We start from the raw sequence: 16819 nt of genomic DNA on the forward strand, positions 1-16819 counted from the left end.
CTAGCCCCGCAGGACGCAGCCCCCGGGTCAGAGCGACTGCAGCAGCCCCATCCAGAACGGAATCGTGAACAGCGCGCACACGGTCTGCAGCGTCGTGAGATTCGCCACCGCCGGGCCGTTGCCGCCCATGCGGACCGCGAGAATGTAGCAGGAGTTCGCCGTGGGAAGCGCCGCAAAGCTCATGAGCGCCCCGAGCTCCACCGGGGAGAGCCCGAAAAAGAGCCCGATCGCAAGCGCTGCGGCCGGCACGCAGACAAGCCGCTCGATCGTGGCAAGCGACAGGGGAACCGCCTCCTGCCTGAATTTCCCGAGCTGCAGCCCCGAGCCGATCGACATCAGAGCGAGCGCGAGCGAGGCCGAGCCAAGGCTTTTGAAGACCGAGGTGACCAGCTCCGGCATGTGCAGCCCCGTCACGTTGAAGAAGAGGCCCGCGGCGGTGCCGATGATGAGGGGGTTCTTCACAATCAAGCGGAGGATGCCCCGCGCGCCCTCCCCCTTCGAGCGCGAGGCGGCAGCGAGGTCCGCCACGGCCGCAGCGTTTGAAATCGGCACCCAGACGCCCATGAGCAGCGCAAAAAGCGCGAGCCCCTTTGCTCCGAAGAGCGCAAAGACGATCGCAAACCCGATGTAGGAATTGAACCTATAGCCGCACTGCCGGAGGCTCGCGTCGGTCATCGGCCCCATGGGGGCGATCTTCGAGACGAGCCAGGCGAGCGCCATGCCGATCGTCATCGAACCGACGCCGCAGGCGAGGAAAATCCCCGTCTGGGAAACCGTGAGCTGAGCGTTGGCGACGCTGTTAAAGAGCAGCGGCGGAAACAGCACGTAAAACACCAGCTTTTCAACGCCCTCCCAGAGCGAGCGGGGGAACATGCGGCTTCTCGACAAAGCGAACCCCAGCGCGATCAGGATGAAGGGCTGAACAATGACGGCAAAAAACGGCATCCGAGCCTCCCCTTGCCGGCGCCCGGGCCCCGCGCGCAGGGGGCGGGTGTGCGGCTTTCTTCTTGAAAAAGATTTTAAGTAAAAATACCTAGAAAAAATAGTGATATTTGTTTATGCATGCATAAACAGAACTGATGCAAAATGGCTTTCATCATGCAAAATCTCAGCGACATCAGCCTTGACCTGCTGCGGGTCTTCGGCCAGGTGGCCAAAACCGGCAGCATGACGCTCGCCGCCCGCGCGCTTTTCATCACGCAGCCCGCGGTCTCGCGTTCGATCGCGCTGCTCGAGTCGAGGCTGGGCTGTCAACTTTTTTCGCGCAGGGGCCGCTCAATTGCGCTCACCGCTGAAGGCGAGGCGCTTTTTGCGACAACCCGGGACATCGAGTCGGCCCTCGCCCGCGGGCAGGGGCGTCTCGCGGGCCTGCGCAACCTCGAGGAGGGCGAACTTTCGATCGCGTTTCCCTTCCTCCTGCTGCACTATTACCTGATGCCGCATCTCGGGCGCTTCGCCGAGGCGTTCCCGCGGGTGCGCGTGCACCTGAAGTGCGAGAACCGGCGCGGGGAACTCGTGCGGCTGCTTGCCGCGGACCGGATCGATTTCTTCCTCGACGCCGTGCACGGCGACGGGCCCGCTCCGGCTGGAACCGAGGCGCTGCCGCTGCGTCCGTACCGGAACTTCTTCGCGGCCAGCCGCAGGCGCTTCGGGACGATCGAGGGCCGCAGGCTCGCGCTCTCCGAGCTGAACCGCTATCCGCTCATCGTGCTGCGCGAGGGCAGCGACTCGCGCTCATTCCTCAGCCGGACCTTCGCCGCGGCGGGACTCGAGCTCAATGCGGCCTTCGACTGCGACACCTCGGCGATCATCGAGGACCTCACGCAGGCGGGGCTCGGCCTCGGGGCCATGATCAAATGCGACCCCTCCCCCGGGCACCTGAAGAACCCGGATCTTTTCGAGGTGGAGCTCAAGGAGCCGCTCGAGCGCGGGCGGTTCGTTCTTTTCAAGCGCGAGGGCGAAGAGCTCTCGCGCGCGGCGCAGACTTTCTGCGACCTGATGCGCTCTGAGGCCGGCTGATCCCGGGGCGGGCGCTTGCGGAATCCGCTCCAGGGTGCAGAATCTAGTTTTTCAGAAAAAAACGACAGACACAGCAATGAAAAGAAGCGGAGAAAAGCCGAAGGACGCCGAGGGCGGCTCCGACATCGAAGAAGTCAAAAGGAGAGCCCTCGCGGGAGACGCCGACGCGCAGTCCGAGCTCGGCCTGAGGTTCGAAACGGGCCGGGGCGTGAGCCGCAGCCTCAAGACCGCGCTCGAGTGGTACAGGAAGGCGGCCGAGGGCGGAAGCGCCTCCGGGCAGTTCAATTTCGCCGACTGCCTCTACGAAGGCTCGGGCATCGGCCAGGACTACCCCGAGGCCTTCAAGTGGTACGAGCGGGCGGCCGAGCAGGGGCTCGCGCTGGCGCAGTACGAAGTCGCGCTGATGCTCGACGAGGGGCGAGGTGTCCCGAAGGACAGCGCCCGGGCCGCTCGCTGGGCGCTCAAGGCGGCCCTGCAGGGCGAACCCAAGGCCCAGTACCTGCTCGGCTGCCTGTGCCTCGACGGCAGGGGGATAGAAAAAAACGAAGCGTACGGGGCGCAGTGGATCGCCATGGCGGCTCTGCAGGGGCTGCCCGTTGCGCAGTACGAGCTCGGAGTCTGCTTCGACGAGGGCACGGGGGTGCCCCGGGACGGAATGAAGGCCTTCGAGTGGTTCACGAAGGCCGCCGAGCAGGGCGACCGGGAGGCCCAGTACGAGCTCGCGGCCTCCTACGACCATGGCATCAGCGTCGAGCAGGATGAGAAAAAAGCCGTGTACTGGGCGAAAAAAGCCGCCTCGCAGGGTCAGCCCGACGCTCAGTATTTCCTGGGGCTGTGCCGCGAATGGGGCCGGGGCCTGCCCCGCAGCCCGAAGCTTGCCGCCCGCTGGTATAAAAAAGCGGCCGATCAGGGAGTGGCCGAGGCCCAGTACAGCCTGGGGCTGCTCTACTCCGAGGGCACGGGAGTCGAGCAAAGCGAGACGCTGGGCTTCGAATGGGTGAGGAAGGCGGCCCTGCAGGGCCTTGCCGACGCGCAGAACTCGCTGGGCGTCTTCTATGAGGAGGGACGGGGCGTCGCCCCGGACGACAAGGAAGCGTTCAAATGGTATGAAAAGGCCGCCCGGCAGGGGCTTGCCGTCGCACAGAACAACCTCGGAGGCTGCTACGAGGGCGCCATTGGGACCGAGCTCGACTACGAGCAGGCCGCCCTGTGGTACCTGAAGGCAGCCCTGCAGGGCGACGCCCCGGCCCAGTGCAGCCTCGGGTCCTGCTACTACCACGGCCGGGGCGTCCCGCGGGACCTGGAGAAGGCCCGGGAATGGTTCGGGAGGGCGGCGGACCAGGGCAGCGTCACGGCCAAATACAACCTCGCGCAGATGCCTGCGCCGGCTTCCGGCTCCAGCTCAGGCTTCAGGCGCGGCGGCCGTATTCTCAACTAAAAAGGCGCGGGACAGCGCCCGCGCCAGGGCCCTTCGGAAACAGGGCCAGTGAACCTCCGGGGCTTTCGCCCCGGAGACTTCCGGCTTAAAAAGAAAGACCGGAAAAAAGAGCCGCTTGTCTGTCAGAACCAGTGCGTGACGCCCACGGTCGTCACGACCCGGTTCGTTTCGGTCGTGTCGGTGTCAAGCAGCCCCGTGCCCTTCGCGTAGGAGACGACGCCGTAGCCCATCGTGCGCTTGCTGAAGTAGTAGTGCACGCCGAGCGACCCCACGTAGCGCTTGTAGTCGTCCTCATCGCCCTTCACGGCGCCCTTGTTCTTGCCCGTGAGGAACTGGAACTGCCCGAGAAAGCTCGCGGCTCCAACGCTGTAGCGGCCGCCCAGGAAGAAGGCATGTCCCTCGAGCCCGCGGCCGCTGCCGTCATAGACCACCTTGTAGTCGTCGTCCCAGGTCGAGTCGGTGAAGCGGTTCTGGTTCTTGTAATAGTTGTAGCCCGCAAACAGCGTCACCGGGCCCGCGTTCGGGGTCCAGGCGCCGGCAAGCTTCGCCGACCACCTCGTCTTGTTCGGGTCGGTGTCCCGGTAGTCGTGGCCGATGAAGTCGGCCTCAACCCCGGCGATCACCCGCGCGTTCTTTCCGTCCCAGCGCGCGTAGATGTTCCCGAAGTGGCTGTCGCGGGCCATCCCGTTCGTCTCTTTGTCGGACGTGCTGCCCGTGAACGAATACTGGCCGCCGAACTCAAAGCCGTTCATCTTCGGGGAGACGTAGTAGAGGGTGTTGCTGTTGAGCCTCCAGACGTTCACCTGCGTGCCCTGCAGCCCCGCGTCGTAGTACCCGGTCTCGAAGGGCTCAAAGTCCCAGTAGCGGGAAAGGGACGAAGAGCCCGAGGTGAAGGCCCCGACCCGGCCAGCGCCGATCCGGCCCCAGGAGCCCTTCACATAGATCTGGGACTCGCGGTTGAAGATGCTGCCGCTTTTGCCCTGCGCGCCCGTATCGCTTGCGAAGCCCGACTCCAGAATGAAGCCCACGCTGGAGGAGCCGATTTTCTCCTCGCCTTTCACGCCCCAGCGCGAGCCCGCATAGTTGCCGGAATTCATCTCGAACGTGTCGACGCCCCGGTTTGAGACGTGGGTGTACTGCAGGCCCGTGTCAACGACCCCGTACATCGTGACCGAGGGGGCGGCTGCGGCCGCCCCGGACAGGGCCGCGGCGGCGAGCGCCGCAGCAATCTTGTTGGAATTCATGGTTTTTTCCTTTGAATAGCAGAGAGAGACAGGTGCGGCCCGGCGCCCGCAAAAAGGCGCCGGGCCGCCCTGTCCGGAGAGAGAAAAGCGTTAATTCCAGCTGCCGATCAGCTTCGCGGCGTTTTCAATGTCGTCGGTGAACTGACGGTCGCGGTCGACATAGGGAGAAACCTTGCGGAAGGCGTTGTAGAGCTTCGCGGTGTCGGAGGACATGGCGAAGTTCCCGCTCTTCTGGCGGCGAAGGTCGATTGCCTGGGCGCCGTGCAGCAGCTCAAGCCCGTAGACGTAGCGCGTGTTCTCGGCAATCTGGCCCAGGCGCTGTCCGGCCTGCAGCAGCTGCGTGAACGTATCCTCGATGTCGCCTGCGACCGGCATGCCGTAGAGCGACACGGGCTGGGCGAGCGCCATCGTGTCGACGTGCATGCCCATGAAGGCCTTCTGGATCGCGCCGAAGGCGTGGCCCTTGTTGCCCGGGGCGGTAAGGAACCGGGTGAGGCCCGTGAAGTGCTCATCGGAGAGGTGGATCGTGCGCTGCACGGCGTTGTGCGACAGGTGGGCCACCGCGAGAGACGCGCGCTGCAGGGCGAGCGCAACCGGCAGGACCTCGAAGTTCGCGCTCGGAATGATCGCGCCGTTCACTTCCTTGCCGTCGATGAAGTAATTGGCGACCTGCTTGCTCTCGGAGCGGTAGTCCTGCTTCGCATTGAGAATCGTGGCGGGGTTGTCGTCGCCCGCGTTGATCTGGACGTCGATCACCTTCTTCAGGTCGGCAAGCGCGTTGTTCGCTTCAGCCAGCGCGTAGACCGTGGTGCGGTAGGAGAGCGGATCCTGCAGCGGACGATCCTTCGCGGGCTGCCAGAGGTAGGAGCCCTTGAGCGAGAGCCTCAGGGACTCGGCCGCCTTGTCGAGGCCGGGGAACGGACGCACGGCGACCGTCTGAGGCAGGAACGGGGCGACGTTGCCGTTGAGCCCCTCGAGGGAAAGGCCGAAGACAACAGGAGTCGTCTTCGTGACCTGCAGGGCCTTCTTGTAGCCGTCAAGCGCATAGGCCATGGCGACCGAGCTGTTCGAAAGGACCGCGAGGGCGTCCTTGCCCTCGGGAACCAGAGGGGTAATGCCCTTTGCCTTGAGGGCTTCGGCGCCGCTCATCAGGCGGCCGTCGACGCGGGCGCGCCACTCGCCGATCATCACGGAGCCGACGTGCGAGGCGAGCAGAATGTCGGCCTCACCGATCGTGCCGCGCGAGGGGATCTCGGGGGTGATGTGCTTGTTGAGGAATTCGCGGTAGAGGTCAGCCACGCGGACCTGGGCGCCGGACTGGCCCGCAAGCATGGTGTTCAGGCGGATCACCATGGACAGGCGGGCGAGGTTTTCCGGCATCATCGGGCCGATGCCGGCCGAGTGCGCGCGGAAGGCGTTGTAGTTGAAGGCGCGGGAGGCGTCGAGCACCTCCTTGGTGAGCTTGCCGTTCGCGTCAAAGAGCTTCTTGTCCTTGTTGAGGCCCACGCCGGTGGTGAGGCCGTACACGGGCTTGCCCTGAGCGGCGGCTTCCATCACGAGCTTGTGCGACAGGATCAGATTCTGCCTCGCGCTCGGGGCGATCTCGACGGTGGACTGGCCGTTGGCGACCTCCCAGGCCTGATCCATCGTGAGGTGGTGTCCGTCCAGAGTGACGACGCCGGCGTAAGCGCTGCCGGCGAAGGCAAGGGCGACGGCGGCGGCAATGATTCTAGTTTTTGCCATTTTTAGTTCTCTCCAGTGGTAAGTCGGGCCCGCTCAAGCGGTGCCCTTGAAAAAAAGTTTTATTTTCGACCCAGTGTTCGGTTTCAGGGCATCTTGTGCCTGAAGTCGTGACAGTTGTTGCAGTAGGACTGTGGTTTCTCGTGCTGCCTGTGGCAGGCGCTGCAAGACAGCGACTCGCCGTAATGGGCCGAATAGTGGGGGTTGGGCTCAGAGCCGCCCGCGGTCTTCTTCGCAAGCGCCGCGTAGCTGCCGTGGCAGCCCTCGCAGGTCTTGTCCGAAGGCGGCACGAAGGCGTTGCCCTTCACGGCGTTGTCCTTCGTGTGGCAGGTCTCGCACTTCATCTTCGCGTGGTGGGCTCCCATCGGAACCGCAGGGGCCGCCCAGGCGTTCAGGGCGAAGGCGCCGAGGACGGCTGCAGACATCGCGGCCAGCATCTGTTTTTTCATCATTTCAGTCTCCTTCCTCTTCTTCGCCTGGGTTAAAGATCAACAGGGGTGCTGCTGGCCGCGGACAGTCCGGCGATGCGGCCGAAGCACAGGCCGTCTGCAATCGCGCAGCCCCCGAGGCGGCTCGCCCCGTGGGCGCCGCCGGTCACCTCGCCCGCGGCGAAGAGTCCGGGAATCGGACGGCCCATCACGTCGAGCACCTCGGCCTTCGGATTGATGCCGACGCCTCCCATGCAGTAGTGGACCTTCGGCCAGACCTTCACGGCGTAGAACGGGGGCTTGTCCAGGACGATCGCGAGCTGCAGCGGGCGGTGGAACTGCTTGTCGTCCTTCGCGCGGACATAGCCGTTGAACTCCTTCACCTGAGCGACGAAAGCCTCGACCGGCATGTGGAAACCGCGGGCAATCGCCTCAAGCGAGTCGAACTTGTGGATCACACCGTACTTGAGGCCGTTCTTTAGGGTCTGAGCCTTCGCGACGCCCTTCGTGTCGGTAAAGCAGATGGGGTAGACGGGCTTGCCGTTTTCAATCATGGTGAGGATCTTGTCGGCGCGCTCCTTTCGGTCGGCAAGCTCGTTGCAGAAGCGGCGGCCCGTGCGCGGATCCACCATGATGCCCATCGGGAAGCCGGCGATCGTGTTGAACTGGGAGACAAGGCCGAAGCCCTTTTCCTCGGGCGAGCTCCAGGGGCCGAGCTGGATCTGGTCGAGCTGGACGGGAGCGCCGCCGATCGCGAGCATCTTGAGAAGGCCCTCGCCCGTCGCCCCGGGCTGATTCGTGGAGTCAAGCCGGGAATCAAGCAGCGGATCCTGCTGGCTGCGGAACCAGATGTTGCGTGAAAAGCCCCCGGTCGCCATCACAACGCCGCGGCGAGCCCCGTAGGTGACGTCCACCCCGGAATCCTCCTTGGGGAAGATGTAGCCTTCGCGCACCTTCAGACCGATCACGCGGCCGTCGGCGCTGCGGATGAAGTCGCGCATCATCGCGCGCCTGTGCATCTCGACGCCTTTTTTAAGGCAGGCCTCGGCAAGCGGCCGAGTGATGCCGCCGCCCGTGGACTCCACGGTCTGCATGATGCGCGGGACGCTGTGCCCGCCGAAGTGCTGCACGAAGGGCTTGAACTTCACCCCGTAGCTCACGACCCAGTCGAAGGCGGGGCGGGTGCCCTCCACGATCATCTTGAGAAGGTCGACGTGCGAGAGACCGCGGCCCGAGCGGATCATGTCCTTGAGCATCAACTCCGGGGAGTCCTTGATGCCGGACTTCTCCTGCAGGGGGGAGCCGGCCACGGCAAAAGCCCCGCCGTTAATTGCAGAGTTGCCGCCGAAGGCCGGCATCTTTTCGATGAGCAGGACATGAGCGCCCTGCTCACGGGCGCGCAGCGCCGCGGCGAGGGCGGCAAAGCCCGAGCCCACGACGATCACGTCATAGATCTTGTCAAACCGCGCCTTCGCTGGCGCGGGGGCGGCGTGCGAGGCTGCGGCCCCGGCGCAGATGACGGCGGCGCCGGCCTTGATCAGGCTGCGGCGGCTGGTCTCCTTCTGGATGATGTTTTTTTTCATGCTGACCTCAAAAAAAGGCTCTTTCATTTTTTCACAGAGACTTAAAGCACAAACCGTGCCAGCTTTGAGACGCAGTACCTCCCGCAGCGCGTAATCCACCGTCCGGTGGGGCTTTTAGAACTAATTCTCTCGACGTATTAAAGACTGAATCCACGCTTTTTGAACTAACTATTGAAACGATATTTCGTATAAAATTACGAATATTCGTTAAATTACGACATTTCGTTAACAATGGACACTCATCAGAAAGGCCTTGAGGGCCCGGGCCAGGCTCCCCGTGAGCTCTACGAGTCGGTGAGCGAGGTCTGCAGCCTCGCCAGCCCCCTGCAGGCTCTGCGGCGGCTCGTGAGGCTGCTGCAGCAGCAGGGGCTGCCGGTGAGCGGCATCTTCGTGAACACCTTTTTCTCCGAGACCCGAAGCATCCGGTTCTTCGCCCGGGCCGACGCCACGGAGAGCCTGAGGCTCGACATCGAGGTGAAGATCCCCGAGGGGCTCGTGGGCGAACTCTCCTACGAGCACCGGCCGGAGACGCTGCTCGTAAGATCGCTCTCGGAGGACCCCGTCACGGCATGGGCGACCCGAAACGTCATTGCCGGCATAGGCTCCTACGTCATGCAGCGCCTCGAACTCGACGGGCAGCATGTCGGCGTCATCTGTTTTTACAGCCTGAGGGAGAAAGCCTGGCTTGAGTCGCAGGCGGCGCTCATCGCATCGCTCGCCCAGCCGCTGTCCACCTGGGTCGCCCGCGCCTGGGCCGCCCACATCGGCAGGGAGAACGAGGCCCTCAGGCGGCAGCTCCGGCAGGAAAAGTCCGAGCCGCTCGAGCGGTTCCTTGCCGCCTCGCCCGGGCTCTACCAGGTCGCGCAGAAAATGCGCCGGATTGCCGACACCGACGTCACGGTCCTGATCGAGGGCGAATCCGGCACCGGCAAGGAGGTGACGGCGCGCACCCTCGTGCAGATGTCCTCCCGGCGCAATGCCCCCTTCATCGCAATCAACTGCGGCGCAATCCCCGCCTCGCTCATTGAAAGCGAGCTCTTCGGCTATGAAAAAGGCGCTTTCACGGATGCTAAAAACCGCCACGCAGGCTACTTCGAGCAGGCTGAAGGCGGAACGCTTTTCCTGGACGAAATCGAGGAGCTGTCCGCGCTTGCGCAGGTGAAGCTACTGCGCGTGCTGCAGGAGCGCACCATCACCCGGGTGGGCGGCGAGAGCTCAATTCCCGTCGACGTCCGGATCATCGCGGCCACGAACCGAAGCCTGGAGGAAATGGTTGAAAAGGGGCTTTTCCGGACGGATCTTTATTACCGGCTGCACGTCTTCCCGATCAAGCTCCCCCCGCTTCGGGACCGACCGGGGGACATCGGGCTGCTCGCGAGGCTGTTCTTAAAGCGGATCGCCGCGAAGTACCACCTCTCCGAAATTCCCAGGCTGACAGCCCAGGCCCTGGAGGAGGCGGTCCGCTACCGCTGGCCCGGCAACGTCCGCGAGCTTGAGAACTCGACGGAGCGCGCTGCGCTTGAAGAGGGCCCCGTCATCCGGCACCTCGTGCAGCGCCCGGGGCCCCGCCCCGCGCCCGCCGCCCTGGCAAGGCCCCTGCCGCAGCGCGCGGAGCCGGCCGCCCCGGATCTCGCGGCCTACGACTGGGAGGGGCTGCAGAAAGCCTATTTCGCGGCCCTGCTGAAAAGCTGCTACGGCAAAATCTCGGGCCCGGGCGGCGCCGCCGAACGCGCCGGAATGCATCCCAACACACTGCGCAGCCGGCTCTCGAAGCTCGGACTCCTTTAAGGATCGCGGCGGCAGCAGACGAAAAAAGCGGAAAGAGGAGACAGGCGATCCGCCTTCTCTTTCCGCCTCTTCAACAAAAGCACCGACGCGGAAAAAAGGGACGTAGCGGGAGGTGTTCCACCGCCCGCGCACCTTTTTTACGTCAGGAGACGTCAGGCCCTGCGCCCGCAGATGTCGCGCGCGAGGTTCACGAAAACCAGGAACGCGGGTTTCATATTCTTCGTGTCCTGAGTGTCGAAGTCAGGGCGATGATGGCCGTGATGGTTGCAGCCAAAGAGGAAGAACCCGGGGTTGCCGCCGTGCTCGGCCACGCGGTGCATAAACAGCGTGCAGTCCTCGCTGCCGCCCGCGTTGTGGTATTCGCGCACCTTGATGCCGGGAATCGCCTCGGCCGCCTTGTGCATCGCGGCAAGCGCCGCGGCAGTGGTCTCGATCACGCCGGCCTGGCCCGTCTTGATGATCTCGTACTTCACCCCCATCATTTCGGCCGAGCCCTTCACCACCTCCTGGGCGCGGGAGAACATGTAGTCGTTCGCTGCAAAGGTCGAGCCGCGGACCTCGCACTCCATGTGCGCGTGCACCGGAGTGATGTTGCGGCCTTCGCCGGCATCAAGCCGCCCCACGGCCACGCGCGTGTCGCCCTCGGAGGTGCGCGTGATCGCGGTGAGCATCACGGCTGCGTCGGCCGCGGCGATGAGCGCGCTGCGGCCCTTCTCGGGATTGCCGCCCGCGTGCGAGGGCACGCCCGTGTAGTTCACGTCGAATTTCGTGGTCGCCATGTAGCCGTCGGGCTGGATCACGATTTCGCCGGGCTTCGCCACGGTGCCGACGTGCGCCCCGAAGAACCAGTCGACGTCGTCGACGACACCCGCGGCCACCATCGCGCCCGCTCCCCTGGTGCCCTCCTCGGCAGGCTGGAAGATGAGCTTGATGCGCCCGCAGAGCTCCGCCTTGTGGTCGGAGAGCCAGTGCGCGACCCCGAGGCCCGTGGCAGTGTGCGAATCGTGCCCGCAGGCGTGCATCACGCCCTTCACTGTGGAGGCGAAGCCCTCGACGGCCGGCAGGTGGCCGCTCTTCGGGTCGGTGATCTCCTGAATTGGCAGGGCGTCCATGTCGTGGCGGAACGCAAGCGTGGGTCCGGGTCGACCGGTGTCGAGGATGCCCACGCAGCCGGTGTAGCCGCCCATGCGCTGCAGGATCTCTTCGGGAACTCCGTGCGCACGAGCCCGCTCCTCGGCCGCCTTCGCGGCCTTCGGATCGCGTCCGAGGACCGCCTCGGGATTCACCACCTCAGTGCCCAGATGGATCTCAAAGCCGAGAGCCTGCAGCCTCTGCGCCACGAGAGCCGTCGTCTCAAATTCAGTCCAGCCGAGCTCGGGGTGGGCGTGAAGCCTGCGCCGGGTCTCAACCATCTCCGGCACGTAAGCATCGTATTCATCTGCCATGCTGCTTTCTCCTTTTTCAACCGGCAGAGGCGGGCGCGCCTGTGCGATCCGCTCTGCCCATGGGATTATTTTGTACACGGCAAAGCCCGTCGGCCCGCTTCTTCTCATATCATGTATATGATTTGATGGAACACAGGACATCATGCCTAGCGAATCAATCGACCGCAGGAACCCGCCGGGCAGCAGGCGCCGCATTCCCCGCTACATGGCCGCCAAAAGGACCATCATCGGGCGGCTGCTTGCCAAGCAGTGGAAGCCCGGCGAGAGGATTCCCGCCGAGCCCGTGCTCGCCCGCGAAATCGGCATTTCCGTCGGCACGCTGCGCCGCGCGGTCTCCGAGCTTGTGGACGAAGGCGTGCTGGTGCGGCTCCAGGGCTCGGGAACGTACGTGGGCAGCTTCGGGGCCGGGCGCTACTGGAACCGCTTCCAGCCCTTTCAGACGCTTGACGGCAGGCCCCTGCAGCTGAAGGAACGCGTCCCCGTGCGCTTTGAAGAGCTTCCGGCGCAGGGCGAGCTCTCCGAGAGCCTGCAGCTGCCGCCCGGCGAGCGAGTCCTGCATATTACCCGCCGGATCACGAACCCGGACTGCTCTCTGGGGCTTGACGAGCTCTTTCTGCCGGCCAGGTATTTTCCGGGTCTCACGCTGGAGTTCTTCAAAAAGAACCTTGATCCCCATGAATCGCTCTACGCCTTTTACGAGCGGGCCTTCGGAGTCGTCATCACGGAGACCGCCAACTACGTCTCATGCGAGGTGTGCGGCCGCGACACGCTCGAGGCGATCGGGAACTCCATCGCCGCAGGCACGCCGCTTTGCTGCTGCAGGCGCATTTCAAAAACCTACGGGCATGTACCGGTTGAAATGCGGCGCATGAAGGTGGACTTCCTCAAGGTACGGCTGGCCTTCGACCTCTGAAGGGCCCCCTCTTCTAGGGCAGCCCAGGAAAGGATTCCACATACTTGATTTTTATGTCTGGAAAGGAATTGACGAACTTCACCTTGAAGTCTGGAAACGAATCGACGAAGCGCCACTTCCCGCAGGAGTCCGGGAACGAATTGACCTCTTTGACCTTCAGGTCGGGAAAGCTCGAGACAATCTTCACCTTGATGTCCGGGAATGAATCGACCACTTTGACGTTTCCGTAAAGCGGGATGCCGTTCCAGCTGCAGTCCCCAGAAACTCCCCCGGCCCAGGCCGGGGCCGGGAAAATGAAAAGCAGAGACAAAACGCCTGGAACCGCCGTCCGGCCTATACTTTGAAGTCTCATCGCGCTCCTCCCCCGCCTCCCTCTTTAAACCTGAACCGCACACGCCCTCAGTCGTCCCGGCCGACCCGGTATTTTCTTTCGAGCTCCCGGTAGACGTCCAGACCGACGAAGCGGTTGAACTGCGAAAACTCGATCATCTGACCTTTCAGGGAATCCGTGGTCCCTTCCTCCACCAGCGTGCGGAACCCCCGGTACAGGGCGCTTGCCACCAGATAAAGCGACGTGCACGACCAGAAGACGCCGGCAAAACCCATTTCCTGGATCTCCCGGTTGCTGAGGATGGGCGTCTTCCCGCCCTCGATCATGTTGGCAAACAGCGCGACGCCCGTTCCTTTGAACGCCCGGGCCACAGTCTCCATCTCGGCGCGGTCCCGGAGCGCCTCGATGAAAAGCACCTCCGCGCCGGCCTCGGCATAGAGCCTGCCGCGGCGGATGGCGTCATCGAGCCCGTGGACAGCCCTTGTGTCCGTGCGGGCCATGATGACGGTGGCCGGATCCTCGCGCGCGTCGAACGCCGCGCGGATCTTCTGCGCGTGCTCCTCGGCGGAGATCACCTGCTTGCCATCCATGTGGCCGCACCGCTTGGGCCAGACCTGGTCCTCGAAGAAAATGCACGACGCCCCGGCATGTTCGTATTCACACGCGACGCGCAGCACGTTCATAGCATTGCCGTAGCCCGTGTCGCCGTCTCCGATGACGGGCAGGTCCGTCGCGTCGCAGACCTCCTTGAGCGCCTGGGCCATTTCGGTCTGGGAGAGGAAGCCCACGTCGGGCCGCGCGAGGCGCGAGGCTGAAATCGCGTAGCCGCCCATCGCGAGACAGTTCACGCCAGCTTCTTGGGCGATTTTGGCCGAAAGGGCATCGTAGATGCCGGGGGCGGTCATAAACCGCCCGTTTTTCAAGTTGCTGCGAAACTGAAGGCGCTTGTCGTGTGCTGAGGTCATGGCGAATGTCCCAAAAATGAGACTTCAGTGTACTGCCGCAGCCCCGCTCGAAAAGCGCCCCCGCGGCTTTATCAGCGCCCTGCCAGGTAATACCTCAGCCGAGCCGCAGATAAAAAGTCCGGACTTCATTAAAACTGATAGTTTACAAAGAGAAAGATCACACCGCCGCCCCGGGCTCTCTCTCCCCGGGCCTTGCAGGCGAGCACACGACATTACCAAAGGAGAACGCCATGAATCGCAGAACATTTCTAGCCCTCGGCCTGACGGCTGCCGCGGCCGCAGCCTTGTCGGCCTGCGGCAGGAAGGAGCAGGACTCCGGCACTGCGGAGGGCGGCCTCAAGCCCGTCAAGCTCGGGACGCTTTCAGGCCCCCACGCCGAAGTGGCCGAAGTGGCGGCAAAAGCAGCGGCCAAAAAGGGGCTGAAAGTCCAGGTGGTTGAATTTTCCGACTACGCCCAGGTCAATGAGGCGCTCAACGCGCGCGACATAGACGCGAACGCCTTCCAGCACATCCCCTACCTCAACAAGGCCATCCAGAGCAAGGGCTACAAATTCACGGCTCTCGGGAAAACTGTGATATTCCCGATCGGGGTGTACTCCCTCAAGATCCACAGCAAGGACGAAATCCATGACGGCGGACTCGTCACGGTGCCTTCGGACGCAGCGAACCAGGGACGGGGCCTGCAGCTGCTCGAGCGCAACGGGATCATCAGACTCAAGGAGGGAACGGGCTCCCATGCCACGGTTCACGACATCGTGGACAACCCGAAGCACCTGAAGTTCCGCGAAGTCGAAAGCGCCAACCTCGGGCGCACCCTGCCGGACGTCGAGTTTGCCGTCATCAACGGCAGCTGGGCCGTGAAGTCCAACCTCACTCCCTCCCGGGACGCCTTCCTTCTGGAAGGAGCCGATTCGGATTTCGCCAATGTGCTGGTGGTTCAGACCGACAGCAAGGGCCGTCCGGAATTCAAGATCCTGCTCGAGTCCTTTGAGAGCCCTGAGGTGAAGGAGTTCGTGAACAACAAATACAAGGGCTCGGTCCTCGCCGCCTTCTGAACTCCGCTGCCGCCGGAGCCGCGCCCTCAGGCCTGCGGCCCCGGAAGACCGGTCCATGCGGGAGCGGCTTCTTCCATTTCTGGAAATTAAAGAGCCCTTCTCCGCCTTCGCCGATAAAGTTGGCCGGCACGCCCGGCATCGGGTGTCTGGCGTAAAAGAATTCCGTAACGGCAAAACCGCTGCCGCTTGACGTAAAAGCGGGTGTTCCGCTGCTCGAAACAGAGCGCGCATGTTTTCCAGACTTCTGCGCCCGGATGCATGGATGCATCTTCTCGATCGCAAGTCGGGAAGGACCTTTTTTCACTCGGTCCGTATTTTCGACTCAAAGCCCTTTTGAAGGGCTTCCTGCATGGCGGCCTTACAGCCACGGGCAGATCCTGTTTCTCAGCCGCAGCGAGTTCCATATCCTTCAGTTTCATTGTGGCGAAGCCTGGCCGGGCGCGCCGACCCCGCTGTCTTTTGACACCGGGGAAAAAGAGCCGACCCCGCCTCAGGAACTTCTCCGAGGCGGCTAAAAGGCTCTTCCCGTCAGGTTCCCGTCTTTAGTGACGGGCTCGTCGTCGCTTGTCCCCGGCTCCGAAATCCCATAGACGCGCTCCGGAGCGTGCGTTTCGCTGCTCCAGGTGAGCAGAGTGCGGGATCCGGTGAGTTCGCGGATGCGGGTGCAGTCCTGCATGGTCTCGAGCACGCCGCGGAACTTTCCCTTCTCGTCCCGAACGGCGACATAGCGGATGTAGATGAAAGCGTCCTTCCCGTCGATCCAGAAATCCGCTGTGTTCTCCTCTCCGGACTTGAACTTCGCGAGGATTTCCTCCACGTACTTCACGCTTGTCCTCGGGTGGCAGTTCCGCACCTGACGGCCGATCACATTGCGGCTTCGCGGAAAAATACGGTGCTCGGTGTCCGAGTAGTAAGCCACAAGATCGTTTTCGTCCACGAAGGAAATGTCGAGCGGCAGGTTCCGCAGCATGAGGTTCACCTGCTCGAGCGTAAGCCTGCCGTTTCTCATTTCGAGTTTTCCGTCGGCCGGAGCGCCGGAGCCGAGGCCGTAGCGCACGAGCAGCTTCTGGAGATCGGCTGAAAACCCCTCCCTGGCGCCCGATTCGGCCGGCGCGTCCTGAGGCCCGCGCGCCGGGGCTGCCGCCTCGCCGAGCCAGGCGTAGCCGATTTCCGCATCGCCCTGGCGCATTTCGTCAAACTCGCGGCGGCTCACCAGCATGAGCGAGGTCGGCAGCAACACCTGCTCCTCCTTTTCCATCAGGTCCTTCAGGTCTTCGACCAGGGAGGCCTGGCGGGCGATGAATTGATCGTCCTCTCCGGCCTCCAGCAGCCTGCGGTTTTCACGAATCTCGTCCCGGACTGCGTCGTCGAAAAGCCACATGTGGGTGGAGGGATGCTCAAAACCCTTCTTCTCCAGCACGGAGTAGAGCTGGTTCTGTTTGCGGGAGAAATGCCTGCGGATCTCGGAGAGCCTGTCGTAGAGCTCGAGCCACTGGTTTCGGATCACGGGATACTGGAGGAGATCCTCGATTTCCTTCACGATGCCGCGCTCGCGGTCGTTTTCCTGGTAGTAGCGGGCGATCGGGTGGTCGTCCGGAAGCTCGGGGCGGCTGCGGTCCAGCACCGGGCCGTAGATCAGAAAGAGTTCTGAAATCCTGCGGGAGCGGCAGTCGTCGCCGCCCTGCTCCGCCGTGAGGTCCTGCTCGATCCTGGCGATCTCCCAGGGCTTCAGGGACCGGACTTCGCTTTTCAAGCGCCGGTGGGCTTCTTCAAGCGAAAGCCTCCCCGCTTCGTACGCCTTGCGAATGGCGAGCGCCGTCTCAAGTTTCCTATCGTCAAGTCCCCTGATGTCTTTCAAATCGGTCATGGC

14 protein-coding genes are annotated in these 16819 nt (G+C 63.6%); 5 read left to right on the forward strand and 9 right to left on the reverse strand.

Annotated features, from left to right (window positions below; genetic code table 11):
- Window positions 1-27: 27 nt before the first annotated feature.
- On the reverse strand, window positions 28-945 hold the full coding sequence (locus MAF45_RS03310; protein ID WP_237978129.1) for an AEC family transporter: 918 nt from the start codon (window positions 943-945) through the stop codon (window positions 28-30).
- A 153-nt stretch (window positions 946-1098) separates the two neighbouring features.
- Here MAF45_RS03310 and MAF45_RS03315 point away from each other — a divergent pair, with 153 nt between their 5' ends.
- A complete protein-coding gene (locus MAF45_RS03315; protein ID WP_237978130.1) occupies window positions 1099-2019 on the forward strand; it encodes a LysR family transcriptional regulator in 921 nt (306 codons plus the stop codon).
- 76 nt (window positions 2020-2095) lie between these two features.
- Window positions 2096-3457 carry a tetratricopeptide repeat protein gene (locus MAF45_RS03320; RefSeq protein ID WP_237978131.1) on the forward strand — a complete coding sequence of 454 codons (1362 nt, stop codon included), beginning with the start codon at window positions 2096-2098 and terminating at the stop codon, window positions 3455-3457.
- Between the two features lie 122 nt (window positions 3458-3579).
- Here MAF45_RS03320 and MAF45_RS03325 read toward each other — a convergent pair whose 3' ends face one another.
- The 4 genes from MAF45_RS03325 to MAF45_RS03340 form a co-directional block, all read right to left on the reverse strand.
- Window positions 3580-4701 carry a porin gene (locus MAF45_RS03325; protein ID WP_237978132.1) on the reverse strand — a complete coding sequence of 374 codons (1122 nt, stop codon included), beginning with the start codon at window positions 4699-4701 and terminating at the stop codon, window positions 3580-3582.
- A 90-nt stretch (window positions 4702-4791) separates the two neighbouring features.
- Window positions 4792-6444, reverse strand: coding sequence for an HAL/PAL/TAL family ammonia-lyase (locus tag MAF45_RS03330; RefSeq protein WP_237978133.1), 1653 nt, complete (start codon window positions 6442-6444; stop codon window positions 4792-4794).
- Between the two features lie 83 nt (window positions 6445-6527).
- The gene (locus tag MAF45_RS03335; protein WP_237978134.1) at window positions 6528-6893 is read right to left on the reverse strand and encodes a cytochrome c3 family protein; all 366 of its coding nucleotides are present in this window, start codon (window positions 6891-6893) and stop codon (window positions 6528-6530) included.
- A 29-nt stretch (window positions 6894-6922) separates the two neighbouring features.
- Window positions 6923-8452: a flavocytochrome c gene (locus tag MAF45_RS03340; RefSeq protein WP_237978135.1), complete on the reverse strand. Its 1530-nt coding sequence runs from the start codon at window positions 8450-8452 to the stop codon at window positions 6923-6925.
- A gap of 231 nt (window positions 8453-8683) precedes the next feature.
- On the opposite strand from MAF45_RS03340, the gene MAF45_RS03345 reads away from it, so the two are divergent.
- Window positions 8684-10240: a sigma-54 interaction domain-containing protein gene (locus MAF45_RS03345; RefSeq protein ID WP_237978136.1), complete on the forward strand. Its 1557-nt coding sequence runs from the start codon at window positions 8684-8686 to the stop codon at window positions 10238-10240.
- A gap of 152 nt (window positions 10241-10392) precedes the next feature.
- Here MAF45_RS03345 and MAF45_RS03350 read toward each other — a convergent pair whose 3' ends face one another.
- Window positions 10393-11685, reverse strand: a complete 1293-nt coding sequence (locus MAF45_RS03350; RefSeq protein WP_237978137.1) for an amidohydrolase — start codon at window positions 11683-11685, stop codon at window positions 10393-10395.
- Between the two features lie 142 nt (window positions 11686-11827).
- On the opposite strand from MAF45_RS03350, the gene MAF45_RS03355 reads away from it, so the two are divergent.
- Window positions 11828-12598, forward strand: coding sequence for a GntR family transcriptional regulator (locus tag MAF45_RS03355; protein ID WP_237978138.1), 771 nt, complete (start codon window positions 11828-11830; stop codon window positions 12596-12598).
- 13 nt (window positions 12599-12611) lie between these two features.
- Here MAF45_RS03355 and MAF45_RS03360 read toward each other — a convergent pair whose 3' ends face one another.
- Together MAF45_RS03360 and MAF45_RS03365 are read right to left on the reverse strand one after the other, a co-directional pair.
- On the reverse strand, window positions 12612-12950 hold the full coding sequence (locus MAF45_RS03360) for a 7(1) septoil knot domain-containing protein (RefSeq protein WP_237978139.1): 339 nt from the start codon (window positions 12948-12950) through the stop codon (window positions 12612-12614).
- Window positions 12951-12997: 47 nt separating this feature from the next.
- Window positions 12998-13894: an isocitrate lyase/PEP mutase family protein gene (locus tag MAF45_RS03365; protein ID WP_237978140.1), complete on the reverse strand. Its 897-nt coding sequence runs from the start codon at window positions 13892-13894 to the stop codon at window positions 12998-13000.
- A 230-nt stretch (window positions 13895-14124) separates the two neighbouring features.
- Here MAF45_RS03365 and MAF45_RS03370 point away from each other — a divergent pair, with 230 nt between their 5' ends.
- Window positions 14125-14949: a MetQ/NlpA family ABC transporter substrate-binding protein gene (locus MAF45_RS03370; RefSeq protein ID WP_237978141.1), complete on the forward strand. Its 825-nt coding sequence runs from the start codon at window positions 14125-14127 to the stop codon at window positions 14947-14949.
- A gap of 511 nt (window positions 14950-15460) precedes the next feature.
- Here the strand turns inward: MAF45_RS03370 and MAF45_RS03375 are convergent.
- Window positions 15461-16816: a DUF438 domain-containing protein gene (locus MAF45_RS03375; RefSeq protein WP_237978142.1), complete on the reverse strand. Its 1356-nt coding sequence runs from the start codon at window positions 16814-16816 to the stop codon at window positions 15461-15463.
- Window positions 16817-16819: the final 3 nt, after the last annotated feature.

Origin of the sequence: Mesosutterella porci (assembly GCF_022134585.1) — a bacterium.
GTDB classification, from domain to species: domain Bacteria; phylum Pseudomonadota; class Gammaproteobacteria; order Burkholderiales; family Burkholderiaceae_F; genus Mesosutterella; species Mesosutterella porci.

What these genes read in the sequence shown, in the direction of transcription:
- MAF45_RS03310 (WP_237978129.1), bottom strand. Translation starts at nt 945, where the DNA reads ATGCCGTTTTTTGCCGTCATTGTTCAGCCCTTCATCCTGATCGCGCTG.
- MAF45_RS03315 (WP_237978130.1), top strand. Translation starts at nt 1,099, where the DNA reads ATGCAAAATCTCAGCGACATCAGCCTTGACCTGCTGCGGGTCTTCGGC.
- MAF45_RS03320 (WP_237978131.1), top strand. Translation starts at nt 2,096, where the DNA reads ATGAAAAGAAGCGGAGAAAAGCCGAAGGACGCCGAGGGCGGCTCCGAC.
- MAF45_RS03325 (WP_237978132.1), bottom strand. Translation starts at nt 4,701, where the DNA reads ATGAATTCCAACAAGATTGCTGCGGCGCTCGCCGCCGCGGCCCTGTCC.
- MAF45_RS03330 (WP_237978133.1), bottom strand. Translation starts at nt 6,444, where the DNA reads ATGGCAAAAACTAGAATCATTGCCGCCGCCGTCGCCCTTGCCTTCGCC.
- MAF45_RS03335 (WP_237978134.1), bottom strand. Translation starts at nt 6,893, where the DNA reads ATGATGAAAAAACAGATGCTGGCCGCGATGTCTGCAGCCGTCCTCGGC.
- MAF45_RS03340 (WP_237978135.1), bottom strand. Translation starts at nt 8,452, where the DNA reads ATGAAAAAAAACATCATCCAGAAGGAGACCAGCCGCCGCAGCCTGATC.
- MAF45_RS03345 (WP_237978136.1), top strand. Translation starts at nt 8,684, where the DNA reads ATGGACACTCATCAGAAAGGCCTTGAGGGCCCGGGCCAGGCTCCCCGT.
- MAF45_RS03350 (WP_237978137.1), bottom strand. Translation starts at nt 11,685, where the DNA reads ATGGCAGATGAATACGATGCTTACGTGCCGGAGATGGTTGAGACCCGG.
- MAF45_RS03355 (WP_237978138.1), top strand. Translation starts at nt 11,828, where the DNA reads ATGCCTAGCGAATCAATCGACCGCAGGAACCCGCCGGGCAGCAGGCGC.
- MAF45_RS03360 (WP_237978139.1), bottom strand. Translation starts at nt 12,950, where the DNA reads ATGAGACTTCAAAGTATAGGCCGGACGGCGGTTCCAGGCGTTTTGTCT.
- MAF45_RS03365 (WP_237978140.1), bottom strand. Translation starts at nt 13,894, where the DNA reads ATGACCTCAGCACACGACAAGCGCCTTCAGTTTCGCAGCAACTTGAAA.
- MAF45_RS03370 (WP_237978141.1), top strand. Translation starts at nt 14,125, where the DNA reads ATGAATCGCAGAACATTTCTAGCCCTCGGCCTGACGGCTGCCGCGGCC.
- MAF45_RS03375 (WP_237978142.1), bottom strand. Translation starts at nt 16,816, where the DNA reads ATGACCGATTTGAAAGACATCAGGGGACTTGACGATAGGAAACTTGAG.